Raw genomic sequence first — 21,873 nt, 5'->3', positions numbered from 1 at the left:
GATGGGGATGCCGCAATCGGCACCCCCGGTTTCAATCGCTTACTGAGACTGCCAGCGCTGAACCAGTTCGTCATAGTTGACGGTCTGGCCTTGCGGCTTTTCGTTCTCAAGCTTGGCCTTGGGCGAGCCCTCTTTCTCCAGCCAGAAGGCAGGATCCTGCGGCTCGTTCAGACGTGGGCCGCAGCCACCGTAGACACCGGCACTTTCATCCGCGGCCTGCATACGGGCCATGGTGATGTCCATTTCCTCAGCCAGGCGATCCATCGCCTCTTGCGGGGTGAAGGCGCCCGAGTTCACGTCACCGATCTGCTGCCACCAGATCTGGGCCAGCTTCGGATAGTCCGGCACGTTGATGCCAGTTGGCGACCATGCCACGCGGTCAGGCGAGCGGTAGAACTCGACCAGACCACCCAGCTTGGGTGCGCGTTCGGTGAACGACTCGTGGTTGACCGAGCTGTCGCGGATGAAGGTCAGACCCACATGGGACTTCTTCACGTCAACAGTCTTCGACGTCACGAACTGAGCATAGAGCCAAGCCGCCTGGGCACGATCCTCGGGGGTCGATTTAAGGAACGTCCAGGAGCCCACGTCTTGGTAGCCGACCTTCTGGCCTTCTTCCCAATAGGGGCCGTGCGGGCTGGGCGCCATCCGCCACAGCGGCGTGCCTTCGTCGTCCACGGTGTTGTTGCCTTCGGACTTCGGCTTCACCATGTCAGCGGTAAAGGCGGTGTACCAGAAGATCTGCTGGGCTACATTGCCTTGGCTAAGCGCTGGCAGCGACTGGTAGAAGTCATAGGACGCCGCACCCGGAGGAGCGTATGCCCGCAGCCACTCATCCCACTTGCGGATCGCGTAGACCGCAGCCGGACCGTTGGCCGCACCACCGCGCGAGACGGAGGCCCCGACAGGGTTACAGGTGCCCGCTTCCATGCGGATGCCCCATTCGTCAACGGGGATACCGTTCGGCTCACCTACGTCACCGGCACCGGCCATCGACAGCCACGCGTCGGTCATACGCCAGCCAAGGTCAGGCGCGCGTTTGCCGTAGTCCATGTGACCGTAGATTGTCACACCGTCGATCTCTTTCACGTCGTTGGTGAAGAATTCGGCAATGTCTTCGTAAGCGGACCAATTGACCGGAACGCCAAGGTCATAGCCATACTTCTCTTTGAAGGCGGCCTTGTTGGCCTCGTCGTCGAACCAGTCTTTGCGGAACCAGTAGAGGTTCGCGAACTGCTGGTCAGGCAGCTGATACAGCTTGCCATCCGGACCGGTGGTGAATTGAATGCCCATAAAGTCATCCAGATCCAGCGTCGGCGAGGTCGTCGCCGCCCAGTCGCCCGCCATCATGTCGGTCAGCGGATAGGCCAATTGCAGGCGAGAGTGCGTCCCGATCAGGTCGCTGTCGTTAACGTAGCCGTCATAGAGGTTCCGGCCCGTCTGCAGCTGGGTCTGAACCGCCTGAACCACTTCGCCCTCGCCAAGGATCTGGTGGTTGACCTTGATCCCGGTGATCTCTTCGAACGCCTTGGTCAGCACCTCGGATTCATACGAGTGCGTTGGAATGCCTTCTGACAGAACGTTGATTTCCATGCCCGCATAAGGCTGTGCAGCTTCGATGAACCACTTCATCTCGCCCATCTGTTCGTCTTTCGACAGAGTCGATGGCTGGAATTCGTCGTCGATCCAACGTTGTGCTGCGGCTTCGTCGGCCCAAACGGGACCGTGCCCCGCAATGACGGCAGCCGCCGCCACTGCGGAAAGTAGATGTCTCCGCATCTGTTTCCTCCCAAAAACTATGGATTCCGGCGCGAACCGGATGGCAACCAACATCAGCGATTTACCGCGCATCTGTCAAACTAAATTTTTAGTAATTGATGTGAGGGCAGAAAAATTCCGCCTTATGCATTGTTATTATTTAATTTTTCCAATTGAGCGCCGCACCGCTTTTTCAGAACCTTTGCGGCAAAAGACCGGATTGGAACCAGGTCACAAAGCTGACAATCGAGAAAACAGGCAACCCCGTGGCGCTTTGGATATCGGCAGCATAGGGGCACATATTGGTGCATTCCAGAACGATTGCGCCCAGCTCAGGATGGTTTTTTTGCAGCCGCAGAGCCGCCTCGACATTGTCAGCGCGCGCCTTCTCGACATCCAGCGCTTCCTCGTTTCCCAGAATCGCGCGCGTGAATTCCTGCCCCCCTTCCGTCGTTCCGATCGGCGTTCCTTCGGGCACCTGCGCTTTCCGCAAGTGGTCATCCGTCAGGGTCGAGGCCGAGATGGTCAGGGCCCCAGCACGCTTTCCGGCCGGCAGGGTGCGATTGACCATCTCAACCTGCATCAACGAGGAGGTTACGACCGGAACCGGAACGGCCTCGGACAATTCTTGCTGGAACAGGGACAGAAAACCGCAATTCGTGGTGATGCCGTCCGCGCCATCGCAAACAAGGTCACGGGCCGCATCGATAAACGCGCTCAACATGCCCTCGGCGCCGCGCCGCACAACAAGGTCAGGCGAGGCATCGCGCACGATCCGATAGAGCACGGGGAACGGCCAGGTCGTCGCATTCCCCATGTCGCCCGGAATGCGTGGAAACCGCGCATCGAGCATCAAGATACCCACCGACGCCCCGTAGATGGATTTCCCTCCCTGTGCGATCATCTGCCCTCCTCCTGCGTTCAGAGCGTCGATTCCGCCCGACAGTTTCACATCCTCATGCTGGTTGCCAACCGCGTTATCCAATCGCCTGCCGTTCGTCTGGTACCACGCCCTCGGCGAAGGTCTCAATCGAGGTCATCAACTGCGCCAGAAACGCCTGCCCGATGGCGGAGAGCGGGCGGCCTTTGGCGGTGATGACCGCAAGATCCAGCATCACGGGCGGTTGAAACGGCCGGGTTTGATAGCCGTCCTCGCCATCGAACGACACGGTAAACGGGTCGATTAGGGCTACGCCCATGCCCTCCTTGACGAAGCTGAGCAGGTTTTCCGACAAATGCGTGTGGATCTTGGTCCGCCAGTCGCACCCGGCATTTTGGAACACCTCGCGGGTCCTACGATGGGTCTGATGCTCCGGCCCCATCACAATGAACGGCTCCTTTTCAAGCAGTTCAGGGGTCAAGACCTCATGCGCGGCCAGAGGGCTGTTTTCGGGAAACGTCGCCAGCGTTTCAAACCGAAAAACCTTGGCGTTCAGGGTGTCATGCAGAATGGGCATCTCGACGATGCCGATCTCGAACAGGCCTGACGTCACCCATTCCTGAATTTTCGACGAGTATTGCGATTGAAAGCTGACCGACAGATTGGGACGGGATTGCGAGAAGCGCGCAATCTCGCGGGGCATGAAGCCGAATGACAGCATATGCGGGGCGGCGACTTGCAACTGACCGGGGTGTTTGTTCTGCAAATCCGTTACGGCCTGCGCCACGTGATCCAACCCGCGCACCACGGTATCGACCTCACGATAGAGAAGCTCGGCCTCGGGCGTGGGCAGCAAGCGTCCTTTGGTGCGTTCGAACAAGGGCAAACGCGCCTCGCGCTCTAGCTGAGACAGAAGGTTGCTGATGCCCGGCTGTGAAATGCCAAGCACTGACGCGGCGCCGGTGACCGTCCCTGTCTCCATGATCGCGTGAAAAGCCTGCAACTGACGAAATCTGAGAGACATTGGTTCATCATTTTTTCTGATAGTATAAGCAATATATAGTATTTGAAATGATATTCTGGTCAAGGCAGGCTGCGTCCTGACCGGAGGTGGGATGTCTGATCTACAACAGAAAATTACGGGCTATGATCTGTGGCACCTTGCGCTGCCGGTGACATCCCGTCGGGATCACGGCATCGGCTCGGTCGAGGGCGCGTGCGAGGTCGTCATCCTCAGACTGACCGCTGAGGACGGCACGCAAGGGTTTGGTGAGGCCTCGCCCTGGTCGGTGTTTACCGGCACGCCCGAGGCCACGTTTGCAGCGCTGGACCGCTATCTGCGCCCGCTGGTTTTAGGCGCGCGCCTGTCCGACCGGGCCGCGATCATGGCCCATGCCGCCCACGCCGTCGCCCATTGTACCGAGGCCAAGGCCGCTTTGGAGGCCGCACTGCTGGACCTGACTGGCCGCGTCTCCGCCCTACCGGTTTGGGCCTTGTTGGGCGGCAAGTGCCGTGACGCGATCCCGCTGAGTTGCTCCATCGCCAATCCTGACTTCGCGCAGGATATCGACCTGTTGGCGCGGTTGCGCGATGACGGCGTTCGGATCGTGAAACTCAAGACAGGGTTCAAGGATCATGCGTTCGATATTATGCGGCTTGAATATCTGGCTCAGAACCACCCCGAAATGGCCGTCCGCGTCGACTACAATCAGGGGCTGAGCATCGAGGACGCCCCGGCGCAGGTGCGCGACGTGGCCCAGTTTCAAACCGACTTCATCGAACAACCCGTTCGGGCGCAGCACTTTGGCATGATGGCGCAGCTGAAGCAGATGATCGACGTCCCACTGCTGGCCGATGAAAGTGTTTTTGGCCCCGAGGACATGGAGCGCGCCGCACGTGAGGGGATTTGCGATGGCGTCTCGGTCAAGATCATGAAGTCTGGCGGTCTGACACGAGGCCAGACGGTCGCCCGCATTGCCGCCACCCATGGGCTGAGCGCCTATGGCGGCGACATGTTCGAAGCAGGCCTGGCCCATCTCGCTGGAACCCACATGATCGCCGCAACGCCCGAGATCACATTGGGCTGTGAGTTCTATCAGGCCAGCTATTTTCTGACAGAAGATATCCTGGAATTCCCTTTCGAGGTGCGGGACGGTCAAGTCATCGTGCCAGACGCCCCCGGACTTGGCGGGATGCCGGATCTGGCCAAGCTCAACCACTATGCGGTTGCGAAATCGGGGGCAGCATGAGCGACAAGAAGACCATTGCCATCATTGGTGCCGGGATTGTCGGCGTCTCGGCCGCTGTCTGGCTACAGCGGGATGGGCATGATGTTATCCTGATTGATAAAGCGGGGCCTGCCGAGGGGACATCTCATGGCAATGGCGGGGTGCTTGCCTCCTGCTCAATCGTTCCGGTGACAGTGCCAGGCCTGCTGCGCAAAGCCCCCCGTATGCTGTTCAGCCCATCCGAGCCGCTGTTCATGAAATGGGGATATTTCCCAAAGCTTGTGCCTTGGCTGACCCGCTACCTGAGCCACGCAAAAGCCGACGAGGTAGACCGGATCGCCGCCGCCCTGAACCCGATCATTGGCGACAGTTTGAACGACCACAAGGCCTTGGCTGAAGGGACCGGGGCGGAGAAATGGCTGGTCCCGTCGGACTATCTGTTCCTTTACCGCGACCGGGCTCATTTCGAAGGGGACGCCTTTGGGTGGGGCATCCGGCGCAAGCATGGGTTTCACTGGGATGAGCTCGAAGGGCAGGCCTTTCATGACTATGATCCGGTCTTCAGTCGCGACATCTCATTTGCGACCCGGCTGGCGGATCACGGCCATATCAGAGATCCGGGCCGCTATGTGAAAGACCTTGCCGCCCATGTCGAGGCCAATGGCGGGCGCATTCTGCGCGCCGAGGTTGAGGATGTCATCCGAGACGCAGGCAAAGTCACCGGCGTGCGCGCGGGCGGCGAGACCATCTCCTGCGACACGGCCATCGTCAGCGCGGGCGTCTGGTCCGGGCCTGTGGCCAAACGGCTGGGCATCTCGGTCCCGCTGGAAAGTGAACGTGGCTACCATCTTGAACTGGTCGCGCCATCGGCCATGCCCCGCAGCCCGGTCATGGTGGCCTCTGGTAAATTTGTTGCCACACCGATGGATGGGCGCATACGGTTGGCGGGTATTGTCGAATTTGGCGGGCTGGACGCTCCGCCCTCACGCGCGCCATTTGAATTGCTACGCAAGAACGCCCGCGCAGCCTTGCCTGGCGTGACATGGAAGGAGGAAATTGAATGGATGGGGCACCGACCGGCCCCTGCGGACTCGATCCCGATCATCGGTGAGGTTCCCGGTATCTCCGGAGCCTATATGGGCTTCGGCCACCACCATATCGGCCTGACCGGCGGCCCAAAAACCGGCCGTTTGCTGGCTCAGATGATCGCAGGGCGCACGCCAAACACAGATACCAGCGTCTACGCGCCAGCACGGTTCGCAACATGAATAATTCGGCTCAAAAAGCCAATCCAACGCATAACAATAGGGAGACTATCATGAAGAAACTCACTAGCCTTCTCGCGGCAACCGCATTGACCGCCGCCGCGGCCGCCCCCGCCATGGCCGAGAAATGGGACATGCCGATGGCCTATTCGGCCTCGAACTTCCACTCGGCCACGGGTGCTGAATTCGCCAAATGTGTAACAACCGGAACCGGCGGCGAGATCGAGATCGTGACCCACCCCTCGGGTTCGCTGTTCAAAGGTGCCGATATCAAGCGCGCAATCCAAACCGGGCAGGCCCCGATTGGCGAGCGCCTGTTGTCTGGCCACCAGAATGAAAACGCGCTGTTCGGCTTCGATTCGATCCCCTTCCTTGCCACGTCCTTCGACGACAGCACCAAACTGTGGGAAGCGGCCAAGCCCTCGATCGAGAACCTGCTGGCCGAGCAAAACCTGACGCTGCTCTATGCCGTGCCTTGGCCGCCGCAAGGGCTGTACTTCAAGGATGAGGTGAACTCGGTCGCCGATATGAAAGGCATCAAGTTCCGGTCCTACAACAACGCTACCTCGCGTCTGGCCGAGCTGACGGGCATGCTGCCCGTGACGATTGAAGCCGCAGAGATCAGCCAGGCCTTTGCAACGGGCGTGGCGGACTCGATGGTGTCCTCCGGGTCGACCGGCTATGACCGCAAGGTCTGGGAAAGCCTGAACTATTTCTACGAAGTTGACGCCTGGCTTCCGCGCAACTACGTGATGGTCAATTCGGACGTCTGGTCAGGCGTGTCTGACGCCAACAAGAACGTCATCAAAGCCTGCGCGGAACTGGCCGAATATGCCGGTAATTGGCGTGCCAAGGAATACACCGGCTTTACTCTGCAGGGTCTGCGCGATGGTGGCATGACCGTTGGCCCGGCCTCTGACCAGATGGTGGGCGAGCTGAAAGAAATCGGCGTCACCATGACCAACGAATGGCTTGAGGCGGCAGGCGACGAGGGCAAAGCCATCGTCGATGCGTTCAACGCCGCGCAGCAATAGCGCCAAAAAGGGCGGCAGGTCCTTCTGCCGCCCGCACCATCTCAAAAAAAGCAAACCAAGCGGGGACAGTATGGCGGTTATGCGTGGGCTTCGGTCCGTTCTGGATTTCATTTATCAGGCCGCAGGCGTTCTGGCTGCGCTGAGCCTGATCGCCATTTTGCTGCTGATCGTGGTGCAGATGCTGGCCCGCTGGACCGGAGAGGTCTTTCCCGGCGCGCCCGACTATGCTGGCTACGCCATGGCGGCCGCGTCCTTTCTGGCCTTTGCCAACGCGCTGAACCGAGGCAGTCATATCCGCGTTTCCATTCTGTTGAACGCCGTGCCGGACGGATTCAGGCGTGTTCTGGAAATCTGGTGTTTCGCCATCGGCACAGCGGTCATGTGGTATTTCTGCTGGTACGCCTACCGCTTTGTCTATTGGAGCTGGAAATTCAACGATGTCAGTCAGGGGCAGGACAGAACCGCCCTGTGGATTCCGCAATCCGCCATGCTGATCGGCGCCGTGATCCTCGCTATCGCACTAACCGACCACCTGCTCCACGTGCTGTTCAAGGGGGATCACCGCATCACCCCCGATCTGGCCGACCAAAGCCAGGGGGAATGAGCGTATGGAAAACCTTTCGATCATCATCCTGTTCATCTTCGTCCTCTTCACCCTGCTGGGCACTGGCGTTTGGGTCGGCCTTGCCCTGATGGGCGTCGCCTGGGTCGGGATGGAGTTGTTCACAACCCGCCCCGTCGGCGACGTCATGATCACCACGATCTGGTCCGCGTCCTCGTCCTGGACCCTGACCGCGCTGCCGATGTTCATCTGGATGGGGGAAATCCTGTACCGAACGCGATTATCCGAGGATATGTTCAAAGGGCTTTCGCCGTGGATGGCCCCTCTGCCCGGCGGGTTGGTGCATACCAATATCGTCGGCTGCACGGTCTTCGCTGCAGTGTCCGGCTCATCTGCGGCCACACTGACCACTGTGGGCAAGATGTCGATCCCGGAACTGCGCAAGCGCAACTACCCAGAGCGTATGATCATCGGCACCCTGACCGGAGCCGCAACATTGGGCCTGATGATCCCACCCTCGCTGACGCTGATCGTCTATGGTGTCACCATCAATGAATCCATCACCAAACTGTTCTTTGCCGGCATCCTGCCCGGCCTCGTTCTGGCCGCGATGTTCATGGGCTATGTCGCGATCTATTCGAAACTGGGTAAGGACTGGCAGCCCAATGTCGAAGCCAAGCTGAGCTTTCGCGAGAAAATCCACAACTCTCGCTTCCTGTTGCCGGTGATCCTGTTGATCACGGTGGTGATTGGCTCGATGTATCTGGGCTATGCCACTGCAACCGAAGCCGCCGCCTTTGGCGTGATCGGAGGGCTGTTGTTGGCCGCCGGTCAAGGCTCGCTCAACTGGAAGACCTTCACCGAAAGCTTGATGGGCGCAACGCGCACCAGCGCGATGATTGCCTTGATCCTTTCAGGCGCGGCCTTCCTGTCGTTGTCGATGGGCTTCACCGGCCTGCCTCGAGGCCTCGCCGACCTCATTGCCGGGTGGGAACTGACACGGTTCGAGCTGCTGATGGTGCTGCTGGTCTTCTACATCATACTGGGGTGTTTTCTGGACGGCATCTCGTCGGTCGTACTGACCATGGCCGTGGTCGAACCGATGATCCGCGATGCGGGGATTGATCTGATCTGGTTCGGCATCTTCATCGTCGTTGTCGTAGAGATGGCCCAGATCACGCCGCCCATCGGGTTTAACCTTTTCGTGATGCAGGGCATGACCAACCACGAGATGAGCTATATCGCCCGCGCCGCCATTCCGATGTTCCTGATCATGGTGCTGATGGTATTTGTTCTGATCTGGTTCCCTGAGCTGGCCACCTGGTTGCCTGATAACCTACGTCAGAGCCCCGGCGGGTAGCGCCACTTGAACCCGCTACATCTGGCGGCCCGCAACGGCCCCATTGTACTGGTCGCGGGGCTGGTTGCCGGTCTGCTCTTGCCCAGCCTCGCCGAGCCGATGCGCCCGCTGTTGCCGCCGCTCGTCATGGTGCTTCTGTTCGTGACCGTCCTAAGGATGGAGCCAAAAACACTCATTGGCTCGCTGTCAGACCTGCGCAGCGTGATCCGCACGATTGCAGCACTGCAACTTGCGGTGCCGCTGACGCTTCTGGCCATTGGATACACGGCCGGCTGGATGAGTTCGCCGATCTTCCTGTCGCTGCTCATCGTCGCCGCAGCGCCCTCGATTTCCGGCAGCCCGAACATGTGCCTGATGATGGGACACCCGGCAGAACACGCAGTGCGGCTTGTGGTGGTGGGAACCGCGCTTTTGCCCCTGACGGCTCTGCCCGTCTTCTGGCTCATGCCAGAGCTGGAGGATATTCGCGCCGTCACCGGTGCTTCGGCCCGCTTGTTCTTGTCCATCGCCGTTGCGGCCTCCGCTGCGATCGTCCTGCGCCTGACTGTCCTTCGAAACCCGTCCGCGTCCACGCTCAGCAATCTTGAAGGGTTGGGCGCGATCACCCTGGCGGTCTTTGTGATTGGCCTGATGCCGTCGCTCAGCGCAACAGCCCTGGAGGCCCCCGGCATCGCGCTGTTCTGGGTCGCTTTTGCCTGCGTGATCAACTTTGGCGCTCAGGCCGTGATGTCCAGCCTATTGCGCAGGCGGAGCCCACCAGCACAAGCGACGGCCGTTTCCTTGATCGCAGGCAATCGCAATATTGCCCTGTTCTTTGTCGCGTTGCCGCCCGAGGTCATCGCCCCAATCATGGTCTTTATCGGGGCCTACCAGATTCCGATGTACCTGACCCCAACTCTGATGCGGCGACTGTATCGAACGAATGCATCTGACCCCTAGACAATCCCAATAGCTGCGCCCTGTGATTGCCTGAAGAATACGCACTCAGACGTTGTTCGCCCAAAAATTGATCTACACTTGTGGTCCCTTTGCAAGCGCAGCAATCGATCTGTTGCCAACCCCATGCGGCGCGCCCAACTGACTCCGTATGAGCCAGAACCTGACAATTGTTGTCGTAGAACAAAACCAAGACCGGGCCTTTGCCATCGTGGATGCGCTGAAGGAGTCCGGCAATGTCGATGTGTTCGTGATCGGAAACGCCTCGGGACTGGCGCGGAAGATTGCCACCCACAGCCCCGATATCGTTCTGATTGATATCGACAATCCGTCGCGCGACATGCTCGAGGAATTGACCGTTGCTTCAGGTCCCTTGGAGCGTCCCGTCGCCATGTTTGTGTCCGGCGCAGCCGGAGGGTTGGCGAAAGCCGCTGTTGAGGCGGGTGTCTCGGCCTATGTGGTCGACGGCCTTCAGGCCGAGCGTATCAAGCCGGTGATAGACACGGCCATCGCTCGGTTTCAGGTCCTGCGCCAGATGCGGACGGAACTGGCTGAAACTCGCCGCGCATTGGAAGAACGCAAGGTGATCGACCGCGCCAAAGGCTTGTTGATGAAAGCCAAAGGCGTGCCCGAGGATGAGGCCTATGCCCTGCTCCGCAAAACCGCGATGAACCAGAACCGCAGGGTGGCCGAGGTTGCCGAGGCGCTGGTTACGGCCTCGGGGTTGTTGTCATGAGGACCGTCACCCTTCCCGTGGCCTACATGCCGCTGGTCGATGCCGCCCCATTAATTGTCGCGCGCGAAATGGGGTTCGACCATGCCGAGGGCGTTTCGCTGGATCTGCGCCCTGCCCCATCCTGGTCGTCCCTGCGCGACATGCTGGCCTTTGGACATGTCGATGCTGCGCATCTGCTGTCTCCGGTCCCCGTGGCGATGGCATTGGGACTTGGCGGTATCGCAACCCCCTTATCGGCCGTGTCGGTGTTGTCGATGAACGGAACCGTGATTGGTGTTGGAACGCAATTGGCCGGACGGTTGGCACATCAGGGATATGGCTTTGACTTTGCCGATGCCGCCAAAGCCGGCGCGGCATTGGCCAAAGCCGCCGGAGACGTTCTTGTCTTTGGCGTCCCATTCCCTTTCTCGATGCATGTCGAACTGCTTCGCTACTGGGTGGCGGGAACACCGCTGGCCTCGAAAAAGGTGGAAATCCGCACTGTACCACCGCCATTGATGGCGCAGGCGCTCGCAGGAGGAGAAATCGACGCCTTCTGCGTGGGTGAGCCCTGGGGATCCTTCGCGGTCGACGACAATGTCGGTACCCTACTTCTACCGGGCCAGGCGATCTGGACCTGCGCGCCGGAAAAGGTGCTGGCCGTGCGCAACGACTGGGCCGAGACCGAGCCGCATCTGCTCGGCAGTCTGATGCGGGCCGTCTGGCGCGCCGGGCGTTGGCTATCAAGTGAAGACAGCCGCACAACCGCGTCCGAGATGCTGTCCCGCAAATCCTATCTCAACGTCTCGCCCGAACTGATCGACCGCGCCCTGATGGGAGAGTTTACGATCTCTGCCCGCGGCGAACAGCGCCATCTTGAGGGGTTCGTCGAGTTCTTTGATGGGGCCGCCACCTTCCCATGGCGCAGCCAGGCGAAATGGATTGCGCATCAATTGGCTCTGCGAAACGGGCTGGATGTCACAACCGCTGAGCGTCAGGCCGCCAAGGTCTTTCGCAGCGATCTTTATCGTCGTGAACTGCAAGGGCTGGGCGTGGAATCACCAGGCGCCTCGGAAAAGCTGGAGGGCGCGCTGCCTACCTCGACTGCTGTGGCCTCAACTCATGGCAGCCTGATTCTACCCCCTAATGTCTTTTTCGACCGGCGCATTTTCGAGCCGACCGGTTAAGATTGCCTAATTTTTTTGCAGCGCAGCATTCGACAGTGCTGCATTGCAGAAAAAGTACCTCTGAAATGCCAAAAAAGGATGACGACCCAAACCCGACAAGGCTTAATCGGGTCAACGGCAGGCAACGACGCCCACCGTAAGAATTCGCCCGCCGAAATGGGCATCCACCAAGAGCAGAGCCGCTCGACCACCCGCCAATCCTCCCGGCGGTGTGTGTCGGCGGCTTTTTTGTTTGCCCAAAGCGATTGGGCTGAACCGAAAGGGATCGAGATGAAAAAGCTACTTCTGGGCCTTATTGCGTCTACCGCGCTTGTCTCTCCGGCATTGGCCGAGCTGGAACTGGAAAAAGACGAGCTGACCTTTGGCTTTATCAAACTGACGGATATGGCCCCGTTGGCCGTCGCCTACGAACAGGGCTACTTCCTCGAAGAGGGTCTGTTCGTGACGTTGGAAGCGCAAGCCAACTGGAAAGTGCTGCTGGACGGCGTGATCGGCGGGCAGCTGGACGGCGCGCATATGCTGGCGGGTCAGCCTTTGGCGGCGACCATCGGATACGGGACCGAAGCCCATATCATCACGCCTTTCTCGATGGACCTGAACGGCAATGGCATCACCGTCTCGAACGAGATTTGGGAAGAAATGAAGCCCAATATCCCAAAGATGGATGACGGTCGCCCGCAGCACCCGATCAGTGCTGAGGCCTTGGCACCGGTCGTTGAGAAATACAAGTCCGAAGGCAAGCCGTTCAACATGGGCATGGTCTTCCCAGTTTCGACCCATAACTACGAGCTACGCTACTGGCTAGCCGCTGGTGGTCTGCATCCGGGGTATTACAGCCCCGAAAACGTGACTGGTCAGATTGGCGCGGATGTCTTCCTGTCCGTGACGCCTCCGCCGCAAATGCCCGCCACGTTGGAGGCCGGCACTATCTACGGCTATTGCGTGGGCGAGCCTTGGAACCAACAGGCCGTGTTCAAGGGCATCGGTGTTCCGGTTATCACCGACTATGAACTTTGGAAGAACAACCCAGAAAAGGTCTTCGGCATCACAGCCGAATTCGCCGAAGAGTATCCAAACACCACTCTGGCCGTGACCAAAGCGCTGATCCGCGCGGCACAGTGGCTGGATGAGAACGACAACGCCAACCGCCCCGAGGCGGTCGAGATCCTAAGCCGTCCGGAATATGTCGGCGCGGACTATGACGTCATTGCCAACTCGATGACCGGAACGTTCGAATATGAAAAAGGCGACAAACGCGAAGTTCCCGATTTCAACGTGTTCTTCCGCTACAATGCGACCTACCCGTTCTACTCGGACGCGGTTTGGTACCTGACCCAGATGCGCCGCTGGGGTCAGATCGCCGAGGCCAAGCCCGACAGCTGGTATGACGAAGTCGCCAAGTCGGTCTACAAGCCCGAGATCTACCTTGAGGCCGCGCGCTTGCTGGTCGACGAAGGGCTGGCGAACGAGGCTGATTTCCCGTGGGACAGCGACGGTTACAAAGCACCGACGCCGGCCGAGGATATCATCGACGGTATCGCCTATGACGGCCGCACCCCCAACGCCTATCTCGAAAGCCTCTCCATCGGTCTGAAGGGCGAGCAGAAGATCGTCGGTTCCGACGTACAAGGCTAATTCCCCAAACACCGCGCCCGGCCCTCGTCGGGCGCGGCCCCAAAGTGCCCCGCCATCGCAAGGACACATCAGATGACAACGGTCGATCCCGAATTCAAGGCAGACGCCGCCCGAGAGGAACGTCGCGCCCGCCTTTTCACCCGCATCAACGCAGCCGACAAGTGGTTCCAAGTGTTGGGCCTCAGTTGGGCCACGCCCGTCCTGAAGGCTGCCGCCGGAGACAACCCACGCGCCCAGATGACCGAGATTTGGCGGTTGTTGATCGTTCCCCTGCTGTCGATCTGTGCCTTCCTGCTGCTCTGGGCCACACTGGCCCCCAAGGTACAGACCTCGCTTGGTGCGGTCCCCGGACCCGCGCAAGTCTGGAGCGAGATGGTCAGCCTGAACGAAGACGCACAGGCCAAGGCCGCCAAGCGCGCCAAATTCGAAGCCATGGTCGAGAAGCGCAATCAGAAGTTCATTGATGCCGGACAGCCCGAAAAGGTGAAGGAAGTCGCCTTTACCGGGGCGCCATCCTACTACCAGCAAATCTGGACCTCAATCAAAACGGTGTTCTTCGGCTTTCTGATCGCCACAGTGGTCGCCGTTCCGCTTGGCATTGCCGCTGGCCTGTCTCCGACAGCCAATGCCGCGCTCAACCCGCTGATCCAGATTTTCAAACCGGTGTCTCCGCTAGCCTGGCTGCCGATCGTCACAATGATCGTCTCGGCTGTTTATGTCACAAATGATGGCTGGTTCGCCAAGTCTTTCCTGATCTCGGCCATCACCGTGACACTCTGTTCGCTGTGGCCCACGCTGATCAATACATCGCTGGGTGTAGCCTCGATCGACAAGGACCTGGTGAATGTCTCCAAGGTGTTGAAAATGAACACCTATACCAAGATCACCAAACTGGTGCTGCCCTCTGCCCTGCCGCTGATCTTCACAGGCCTGCGCCTGTCGCTGGGCGTCGGCTGGATGGTTCTGATCGCCGCGGAAATGCTGGCGCAGAACCCCGGTTTGGGCAAGTTCGTCTGGGATGAGTTCCAGAACGGGTCGTCCAGCTCGCTCGCCAAGATCATGGTTGCGGTCTTCACCATCGGCATCATCGGTTTCCTGCTGGACCGGGTGATGTACGCGCTGCAATCCCTGTTTACCTTCACGAATAACCGGTGATCGAGATGAGCATTCTGAGCTTCAAGAACGCCTCGAAATCCTTCGGTGAAGGCACCGCACGCACCGATGTGCTGAAAGGCATCGACCTTGACGTGCAAGAGGGTGAGTTTCTGGTGATCCTCGGCTTCTCGGGCACCGGCAAGACGACCCTGATCAACCTGATGGCCGGTCTGGATACGCCAACCAAGGGTGAGGTTACGTTCAAAGGTACCCCGATCAAGGGGCCGGGTCCTGAGCGTGGCGTGATCTTCCAGAACTACTCTCTGATGCCCTGGCTGACGGTCAGCGGCAATGTGGGGCTGGCGGTGGATACGGTCTTTCCTGGACTCAGCAAGGCCGAGAAAGCAGAGAAAGTCGCGCATTATGTGAAGATGGTGGGTCTCAGCCATGCCGCGACGCGTCGCCCGGCGGAGTTATCGGGCGGTATGCGCCAGCGAGTCAACGTGGCGCGCGCTTTGTCGATGAACCCCGAGGTTTTGCTGCTGGATGAGCCTTTGTCGGCGCTGGATGCGCTGACCCGCGCCAATCTGGCGGATGAGATCGAACACATCTGGGAGGCCGACAAGAAGACCTGTGTGCTGATCACCAATGACGTGGATGAGGCGATCATTCTAGCCGACCGCATCATTGCCCTGAACCCAGATGGCACGCTGGGGCAGGAATTCCGCGTGTCGATCCCACGTCCACGCGAACGCGGGGCGATGAACAACGATGAGACCTTCAAACGCCTCCGCGCCGACGTCACCAAGTACCTGATGGATGTGGGGATCGAGGCCAAGGTCGAAGGCTCGCGCATCCTGCCGGATGTCACCCCGATCCACGGCGTTCCAACGGCAGTGGCCGAGGCGCAAAAGGGGATGATCGAAAACCGTTTCCTCGACTTCTCGCAGCTGCACAAGGTGTATCCGACGCCCAAAGGCCCCCTGACAGTCGTTGAGGATTTCGACCTGAAGATCGACAAGGGTGAGTTCATCTCTCTGATCGGCCATTCGGGTTGTGGCAAGTCCACGGTTTTAACCATGGCGGCAGGGCTAAACGACATCTCGAAAGGTGCGATTAAGCTGGACGGCCGTCACGTCGAAGGCGCCGATCCCGAACGCGCCGTAGTGTTCCAATCGCCCAACCTGTTCCCATGGCTCAGCGCCAGAGAAAACGTCGCGATCGGCGTCGACAAGGTCTATCCCAAGGCCAGCATGGCCGAGCGGCAGGACGTGGTGGAGTACTATCTGGAACGTGTCGGACTGGCCGACGCGATGGACAAATCTGCCTCGGATCTCTCGAACGGTATGAAGCAACGCGTCGGCATCGCCCGCGCCTTCGCCCTGTCCCCCAAGCTGCTGCTGCTGGACGAACCCTTCGGGATGCTCGACAGCCTCACACGCTGGGAATTGCAGGAAGTCCTGATGGAGGTCTGGTCCCGCACCAAAGTCACCGCAATCTGTGTGACCCACGACGTGGATGAAGCGATCCTGTTGGCCGACCGCGTTGTGATGATGACCAACGGCCCGCAAGCGACCATCGGCAAGATCACCAAGGTCGATCTGCCGCGCCCGCGCACGCGCAAGGCCCTCTTGGAGCACCCGGATTACTACGCCTACCGGCAGGAGGTCCTCGATTTCCTCGAAGAATACGAACACGGCGCCAAGCCCAAAACACCCGCCCCCAAGGCGATTGCAGCGGAGTGAAACTATGAAGCAAAGACTTGTTGTCATTGGCGCAGGGATGGCCTCGGGTCGGGTGCTGGAACACCTGACCGATGCCGCGCCGGATGCGTTCGACATCACCCTGTTCAACGCCGAGCCGCGCGGGAACTACAACCGCATCATGCTCAGCCCGGTTCTGTCGGGCGAGAAAACCTATGAAGAGATCGTCACCCATGACGACGCTTGGTATGCCGAGCGCGGCATCTCCTGCCGCTTTGGCGAGCAGGTGGCCAAGATCGACCGTGAAATGAAGGTGGTCGAGGGCGTCAACGGACATGTGCCCTACGACAAGCTGGTGATTGCGACAGGGTCAAATCCGTTCATCATCCCGCTACCCGGTCATGATCTGGACGGCGTGATCGCCTATCGCGACCTCGAAGACACCCAGCGGATGATGGGCATGGGCTCGGGCAACAAGGTTGTCATCATCGGCGGAGGTCTGCTGGGGCTTGAGGCCGCCGCGGGTATGGCCGCGCATGGGGTCGACGTGACCGTCGTTCACATCATGGGCCACCTGATGGAACGGCAACTTGACGAAGCCGCAGGCTATCTGCTGAAGAAATCGCTGGAAGACAAAGGCATTAAGATCTGCCTGCAGGCGAACTCCAAGGAAATCCTCGGACAAGATGGCAACGTCCGCGCGCTGCTTCTGGACGACGGGACCGAATTGCCATGTGACCTGCTGGTCATGGCCGTGGGGATCCGCCCGAACACGGCGCTGGCGCATGAGGCTGGTCTGGCCACAGGGCGCGGTATCCATGTGGACGACCAGATGCTGACCTCAGACCCGGATGTCTACGCCGTGGGTGAATGCGTAGAACATGACGGGGCGGTCTTTGGCCTCGTCGCGCCGCTCTATGATCAGGCGAAAGTCGCCGCTCAGGCTCTGCTGGGTGAAGAAGCTGCGTTTGTTCAGAAAACCCTCTCGACCAAGTTGAAGGTCACTGGCTGCGATCTGTTCAGCGCGGGGGATTTTGCGGATGGGCCGGGGCGCGAGGACATCGTGTTCCGCGACCCCTCGCGCGGGGTCTACAAGCGGCTGGTGATCGAAGCGGATCGTCTGGTCGGCGCGGTCATGTATGGCGACACCGCCGATGGCAGCTGGTTCTTTGGCCTGATCAAGGATGGCACCAGCATCGAAGAGATGCGAGAGACGCTGATCTTTGGGCCTGCCTATCAGGGGGGCGACACCGCGGACCCTCTTTCAGCCGTTGCAGCATTGCCGCCTGAGGCGGAAATTTGCGGCTGCAACGGCGTATGCAAAGGTAAAATTGTTGAGGCGATCAACGCAGGTGCCAGCGATCTGGGGGCCGTGCGTGCAAGCACCAAGGCCAGCGCATCCTGCGGGACATGCACAGGACTGGTCGAACAGGTGTTGCAAGTCACTCTGGGCGATGAGTTCCAAATGCCAACGGCGCAACCGATCTGCGGTTGCACCGATCTGACCCATGAAGATGTGCGCCGTCTTATCAAGGGGCAGGAACTAAAAAGCCAGGCCGCCGTTTGGCAAGAACTAAGCTGGACAACGCCAAATGGCTGCCATGTCTGCCGTCCGGCGATCAATTATTACCTGCTGGCCGACTGGCCTCTGGAATATCAAGACGACCCGCAAAGCCGCTTCGTCAACGAACGTAAGCACGCCAACATCCAAAAGGACGGCACTTTCAGCGTAGTCCCGCGTATGTGGGGAGGCATCACCACCCCCGACGAATTGCGCGCCATCGCCGATGCAGCCGACAAATACGATGTACCAACGGTCAAGGTTACTGGCGGCCAGCGTATCGACCTTCTGGGCGTAAAGGGTGAGGATCTGCCAGCCATCTGGTCGGATCTGAATCAGGCCGGTCTGGTCTCGGGGCATGCCTATTCCAAAGGGCTGCGTACCGTCAAAACCTGTGTCGGCACTGATCATTGCCGGTTCGGCACGCAAGACAGCACAGGTCTGGGTATCAAGCTTGAGAAAATCCTGTGGGGGTCGTGGACCCCGCACAAGTTGAAATTGGCGGTGTCGGGGTGCCCGCGCAACTGCGCCGAGGCGACTTGCAAGGATATCGGTGTTGTCTGCGTGGACTCAGGGTACCAGATCAGCATCGGCGGGGCCGCAGGTATGGACGTCAAAGAGACCGAATTGCTCTGTCAGGTTCCCACCGAAGACGAAGCGATTCAAGTCGTGATGGCCGTCACTCAGGCCTATCGCGAAGGCGGCAAGTATCTGGACCGCTTGTATAAATGGCTGGGCAAGGTGGGCATGGACTGGGTCAAGGCTCAGGTCGTGGACGACCGGGAGAACCGTGCCGCTCTGGTCGAACGGTTCGAACTGTCCCAAAGCATCTACCGCAAGGACCCCTGGGCGGAACACGTCAAAGAAAAAGCGCAAACCTACGCGCCGATTGCAGATTTCACACTGGAGGCCGCGGAATGAGCTGGATCGACATCGGACATATCGACGACATCCCACTGCGCGGCGCGCGTTTGGTGAAAACGCATATCGGCTGTATCGCGGTCTTCCGCACCGCCGAGGCCGAGGTCTTCGCCGCCACCAACACCTGCCCCCACAAAGGCGGGCCGCTGTCCGAGGGGATCGTGCATGGGCAATCGGTTACATGCCCTCTGCACAACTGGGTCTTCGACCTGAACACGGGCCAGGCGCAGGGCGCTGACGAGGGGCAGATCGCCACCTATCCGGTGCGTCTCGAAGGCGGGCGTATCTTGTTGGATGCCAGCACAGTCTCTCACCGGAGCGCCGCCTGATGGACGGCACTGGCCTGCCCGAGGTCCGCTCGACCTGCGCCTATTGTGGGGTCGGCTGTGGCGTCCTGCTGCGACCCGACGGGGCCGGAGGGCTGGCCGTACGCGGTGACCCGGACCACCCGGCCAATTATGGTCGGCTCTGTTCCAAGGGTTTGGCTTTGGGTGAGACCGTCGGCCTCGACCACCGGCTGCGAAACCCGCGCGCATTTGGTCAGGATGTCGGGTGGGATGACGCCCTTCAACTGGTCGCGGATCGGTTCTCGGCGGCGATCAAGGCGCACGGGCCGGACAGTGTTGCCTTCTACGTCTCGGGGCAGTTACTGACCGAGGATTATTACGTCGCCAACAAGCTGATGAAGGGGTTCATCGGATCGGCGAATATCGACACCAATTCGCGGCTCTGCATGGCATCCACCGTGGCCGGGCACAAACGCGCTTTTGGCACAGATACCGTGCCCGGAACCTATGAGGATCTGGATCAGGCCGATCTGGTCGTTTTGGTCGGCTCAAACCTCGCGTGGTGCCATCCGGTTCTCTATCAACGGCTCATGGCGGCACGTCAGGCGCGGGGGACCCGGATCGTCGTGATCGACCCGCTCAGAACGGCAAGTTGCGATCAGGCGGATCTGCACCTGCCTCTGGCACCGGGCAGCGACGTGGCTGTGTTCAACCATCTGCTTGGCCGCATTCACGAAATCGGACAGGTCGACGCGGGTTTTCTGAGCCATACGACAGGGTTCACGGACGCATTGGCTGCCGCGCAAAAGGAAAACCCGGCGGCGACTGGTCTGGACCAGCAAGACCTCGACGCCTTCTTTGACATGTGGATCGGGACCGAGCGCGTGGTCACGATCTTCAGCCAGGGTGTCAATCAGTCGTCAAGCGGGACGGACAAGGTCAACGCGATCCTGAATTGCCATCTGGCCGCGGGCCGGATCGGTCGACCCGGCATGGGGCCGTTTTCTGTCACCGGGCAGCCGAACGCCATGGGCGGGAGAGAGGTCGGCGGGCTAGCCAACATGCTCGCCTGTCATCTGGACATCGAAAACGAAAGCCACCGCACGGCGGTTCAGAAGTTCTGGGCCGCACCAAATATGCCCAAGAAACCGGGGCTGAAAGCCGTCGACCTGTTTCGAGAGATTGAGAAGGGGCAGATCAAAGCCCTTTGGGTGATCCATACCAACCCCGCCGTCACCATGCCCGAGGCCGACCGGGTGCAGGCCGCCATCAAAGTCTGCCCCTTCACGGTTGTCAGCGACCTGACCGAATACACAGACACCGCCCGCGTCGCAGATGTGGTGTTGCCCGCAGCTGGATGGGCCGAGAAAAGCGGCACCGTTACCAACTCGGACCGCACGATCAGCCGCCAGCGCGCCGTCCTGACTCCTCCGGGCAATGCGCGGGCCGATTGGGACATCCTCGCGGAGGTGGGCCGCCGTATGGGGTGGCAAGAGGCGTTCAATTATACCTCGCCTGCGCAGATTTTCCGCGAATACGCTGCCCTGTCATTGGTGGCCAAACCCTTTGGGCGCGATTTCGACATCTCTGGATATGCTGACTTGTCGGACGACGACTATGCCGAGCTGCAACCAACCCGCTGGCCGGTGACGCCTGACGGCACTGGAGGGAGGTTCTTTGGCGACGGGCAGTTCTTCCACCCTGACGGCAAAGCCCGCCTGATCCCGGTCAGCCACATACCGCCCGAGGCGAAGGCCTCGGACCGCTACCCGTTCCTTCTGAACACCGGGCGTACGCGGGACCAATGGCACACCATGACCCGCACTGGCCTGTCACCACGCCTGTCGTCGCATCTTGCTGAGCCCTTTATTAAGGTTCACCCCAAGGATGCCGATCGTCTCGGGCTAGAGCCCGACAGCTTGGTCGAGGTCAAAAGCGCGGTGGGCGCGTGTATCTTCCGACTAAATACATCCGATGCCGTCGCGCCCGGACAGGTGTTCGCGCCGATCCACTGGACAGGCGAAACGGCCCCCTCGGCCCGTGTCGATGCATTGATACCCGGCGTCACAGATCCTGTGTCAGGCCAACCCGAAAGCAAAGCCGCTGCCGTGTCCCTGCAACCCATGAAGGCCGGCTGGTACGGTTTTGCAGTCTCCGCGACACCTCCGTCACCGGCGGCAGAGTATCGGGCAACGGCGAAAACCGTAAACGGCTACAGAACAGAGCTGGCGGGCTATGAGATGCCCTCCGACTGGGAGAAAACGGCCCGAGACTGGTTCCAACTACCAGATGCCCTGTCCACATCGGTCGAAGATCCCAAGCGGGGGTCGTTCAGGATAGCACTGTCAGACGGTCCGCGCGTTCTTGCCGTTCTCTATGTCTCTCGGGAACCTGTGACCTTGATGAGGGAGTATCTTGCAACCCTGCCCGATGCCGAACCTCATCTACTCCTGTCCGGACGATCCGCAAACGGTGTTGAGGATGGCGGGCCGATCGTCTGCTCTTGTTTCGGGGTCGGACTTAATACGATCGTCCGGGCCATCGGTTCCCAGAACATCGGTGACGTCGATGAAATCGGCAGGCTCTTGCAGGCGGGTACTAACTGTGGTTCATGCCGCCCGGAACTGTCAGGATTGCTTGCCAAGCATTCGGTTCCGGTATTGCAGAACGTCGAACTTTAGGCGCGGGATCTATTCTGGGTCCTCAGATGCCGCCCAATTCCGGGCACGCAGGTCGGCATGTTTGG

At 60.0% G+C, this 21,873-nt stretch carries 17 protein-coding genes; 14 read left to right on the top strand and 3 right to left on the bottom strand.

What is annotated here, in order from left to right:
• Positions 1-39: 39 nt before the first annotated feature.
• The 3 genes from ACR0AI_RS06395 to ACR0AI_RS06385 form a co-directional block, all read right to left on the bottom strand.
• Positions 40-1,779 carry an ABC transporter substrate-binding protein gene (locus ACR0AI_RS06395; protein ID WP_170378557.1) on the bottom strand — a complete coding sequence of 580 codons (1,740 nt, stop codon included), beginning with the start codon at positions 1,777-1,779 and terminating at the stop codon, positions 40-42.
• A 172-nt stretch (positions 1,780-1,951) separates the two neighbouring features.
• Positions 1,952-2,662 (bottom strand): aspartate/glutamate racemase family protein, encoded by a 711-nt coding sequence (locus tag ACR0AI_RS06390; RefSeq protein WP_480672872.1) that lies wholly within the window; start codon positions 2,660-2,662, stop codon positions 1,952-1,954.
• A 73-nt stretch (positions 2,663-2,735) separates the two neighbouring features.
• Complete coding sequence (locus ACR0AI_RS06385; RefSeq protein ID WP_480672515.1) at positions 2,736-3,662, bottom strand: LysR family transcriptional regulator; 927 nt, start codon at positions 3,660-3,662, stop codon at positions 2,736-2,738.
• Between the two features lie 91 nt (positions 3,663-3,753).
• Here ACR0AI_RS06385 and ACR0AI_RS06380 point away from each other — a divergent pair, with 91 nt between their 5' ends.
• From ACR0AI_RS06380 to ACR0AI_RS06315, 14 genes are all read left to right on the top strand, one after another.
• Complete coding sequence (locus tag ACR0AI_RS06380) at positions 3,754-4,887, top strand: enolase C-terminal domain-like protein (protein ID WP_480672513.1); 1,134 nt, start codon at positions 3,754-3,756, stop codon at positions 4,885-4,887.
• The gene (locus ACR0AI_RS06375; protein WP_480672511.1) at positions 4,884-6,134 is read left to right on the top strand and encodes an NAD(P)/FAD-dependent oxidoreductase; all 1,251 of its coding nucleotides are present in this window, start codon (positions 4,884-4,886) and stop codon (positions 6,132-6,134) included. Before ACR0AI_RS06380 ends, ACR0AI_RS06375 begins: the two co-directional genes overlap by 4 nt.
• A gap of 50 nt (positions 6,135-6,184) precedes the next feature.
• Positions 6,185-7,165, top strand: coding sequence for a TRAP transporter substrate-binding protein (locus ACR0AI_RS06370; RefSeq protein WP_480672509.1), 981 nt, complete (start codon positions 6,185-6,187; stop codon positions 7,163-7,165).
• Between the two features lie 79 nt (positions 7,166-7,244).
• On the top strand, positions 7,245-7,769 hold the full coding sequence (locus ACR0AI_RS06365) for a TRAP transporter small permease (protein ID WP_419738744.1): 525 nt from the start codon (positions 7,245-7,247) through the stop codon (positions 7,767-7,769).
• Between the two features lie 4 nt (positions 7,770-7,773).
• A complete protein-coding gene (locus ACR0AI_RS06360) occupies positions 7,774-9,087 on the top strand; it encodes a TRAP transporter large permease (RefSeq protein ID WP_480672507.1) in 1,314 nt (437 codons plus the stop codon).
• Positions 9,088-9,093: 6 nt separating this feature from the next.
• A complete protein-coding gene (locus ACR0AI_RS06355) occupies positions 9,094-10,026 on the top strand; it encodes a hypothetical protein (protein ID WP_480672505.1) in 933 nt (310 codons plus the stop codon).
• A 148-nt stretch (positions 10,027-10,174) separates the two neighbouring features.
• A complete protein-coding gene (locus ACR0AI_RS06350; protein WP_480672503.1) occupies positions 10,175-10,759 on the top strand; it encodes an ANTAR domain-containing response regulator in 585 nt (194 codons plus the stop codon).
• Positions 10,756-11,925 (top strand): ABC transporter substrate-binding protein, encoded by a 1,170-nt coding sequence (locus ACR0AI_RS06345; protein WP_480672501.1) that lies wholly within the window; start codon positions 10,756-10,758, stop codon positions 11,923-11,925. The genes ACR0AI_RS06350 and ACR0AI_RS06345 overlap by 4 nt, the downstream gene beginning before the upstream one ends.
• 270 nt (positions 11,926-12,195) lie before the next feature.
• Positions 12,196-13,560 carry a CmpA/NrtA family ABC transporter substrate-binding protein gene (locus ACR0AI_RS06340; RefSeq protein ID WP_480672870.1) on the top strand — a complete coding sequence of 455 codons (1,365 nt, stop codon included), beginning with the start codon at positions 12,196-12,198 and terminating at the stop codon, positions 13,558-13,560.
• 72 nt (positions 13,561-13,632) lie between these two features.
• Positions 13,633-14,715 carry an ABC transporter permease gene (locus tag ACR0AI_RS06335; protein ID WP_480672499.1) on the top strand — a complete coding sequence of 361 codons (1,083 nt, stop codon included), beginning with the start codon at positions 13,633-13,635 and terminating at the stop codon, positions 14,713-14,715.
• A gap of 5 nt (positions 14,716-14,720) precedes the next feature.
• Entirely contained in the window at positions 14,721-16,400 is a 1,680-nt protein-coding gene (locus ACR0AI_RS06330; RefSeq protein ID WP_480672497.1) for an ABC transporter ATP-binding protein, read from the top strand.
• A gap of 4 nt (positions 16,401-16,404) precedes the next feature.
• Positions 16,405-18,840 (top strand): nitrite reductase large subunit NirB, encoded by a 2,436-nt coding sequence (gene nirB / locus ACR0AI_RS06325; RefSeq protein WP_480672495.1) that lies wholly within the window; start codon positions 16,405-16,407, stop codon positions 18,838-18,840.
• Entirely contained in the window at positions 18,837-19,169 is a 333-nt protein-coding gene (gene nirD / locus ACR0AI_RS06320; RefSeq protein WP_480672493.1) for a nitrite reductase small subunit NirD, read from the top strand. The genes nirB and nirD overlap by 4 nt, the downstream gene beginning before the upstream one ends.
• Positions 19,169-21,808 (top strand): molybdopterin-dependent oxidoreductase, encoded by a 2,640-nt coding sequence (locus ACR0AI_RS06315; RefSeq protein WP_480672491.1) that lies wholly within the window; start codon positions 19,169-19,171, stop codon positions 21,806-21,808. The genes nirD and ACR0AI_RS06315 overlap by 1 nt, the downstream gene beginning before the upstream one ends.
• Positions 21,809-21,873 lie beyond the last annotated feature (65 nt).

It is taken from the genome of Ruegeria sp. BG3 (assembly GCF_056538485.1).
Note: the sequence above shows the minus strand (reverse complement) of the source record. Positions and strands in the feature narration are given on the sequence as shown.

Coding starts and splice junctions, on each gene's coding strand:
- ACR0AI_RS06395 (WP_170378557.1), bottom strand. CDS start 1,779: ATGCGGAGACATCTACTTTCCGCAGTGGCGGCGGCTGCCGTCATTGCG.
- ACR0AI_RS06390 (WP_480672872.1), bottom strand. CDS start 2,662: ATGATCGCACAGGGAGGGAAATCCATCTACGGGGCGTCGGTGGGTATC.
- ACR0AI_RS06385 (WP_480672515.1), bottom strand. CDS start 3,662: ATGTCTCTCAGATTTCGTCAGTTGCAGGCTTTTCACGCGATCATGGAG.
- ACR0AI_RS06380 (WP_480672513.1), top strand. CDS start 3,754: ATGTCTGATCTACAACAGAAAATTACGGGCTATGATCTGTGGCACCTT.
- ACR0AI_RS06375 (WP_480672511.1), top strand. CDS start 4,884: ATGAGCGACAAGAAGACCATTGCCATCATTGGTGCCGGGATTGTCGGC.
- ACR0AI_RS06370 (WP_480672509.1), top strand. CDS start 6,185: ATGAAGAAACTCACTAGCCTTCTCGCGGCAACCGCATTGACCGCCGCC.
- ACR0AI_RS06365 (WP_419738744.1), top strand. CDS start 7,245: ATGCGTGGGCTTCGGTCCGTTCTGGATTTCATTTATCAGGCCGCAGGC.
- ACR0AI_RS06360 (WP_480672507.1), top strand. CDS start 7,774: ATGGAAAACCTTTCGATCATCATCCTGTTCATCTTCGTCCTCTTCACC.
- ACR0AI_RS06350 (WP_480672503.1), top strand. CDS start 10,175: ATGAGCCAGAACCTGACAATTGTTGTCGTAGAACAAAACCAAGACCGG.
- ACR0AI_RS06345 (WP_480672501.1), top strand. CDS start 10,756: ATGAGGACCGTCACCCTTCCCGTGGCCTACATGCCGCTGGTCGATGCC.
- ACR0AI_RS06340 (WP_480672870.1), top strand. CDS start 12,196: ATGAAAAAGCTACTTCTGGGCCTTATTGCGTCTACCGCGCTTGTCTCT.
- ACR0AI_RS06335 (WP_480672499.1), top strand. CDS start 13,633: ATGACAACGGTCGATCCCGAATTCAAGGCAGACGCCGCCCGAGAGGAA.
- ACR0AI_RS06330 (WP_480672497.1), top strand. CDS start 14,721: ATGAGCATTCTGAGCTTCAAGAACGCCTCGAAATCCTTCGGTGAAGGC.
- nirB (WP_480672495.1), top strand. CDS start 16,405: ATGAAGCAAAGACTTGTTGTCATTGGCGCAGGGATGGCCTCGGGTCGG.
- nirD (WP_480672493.1), top strand. CDS start 18,837: ATGAGCTGGATCGACATCGGACATATCGACGACATCCCACTGCGCGGC.
- ACR0AI_RS06315 (WP_480672491.1), top strand. CDS start 19,169: ATGGACGGCACTGGCCTGCCCGAGGTCCGCTCGACCTGCGCCTATTGT.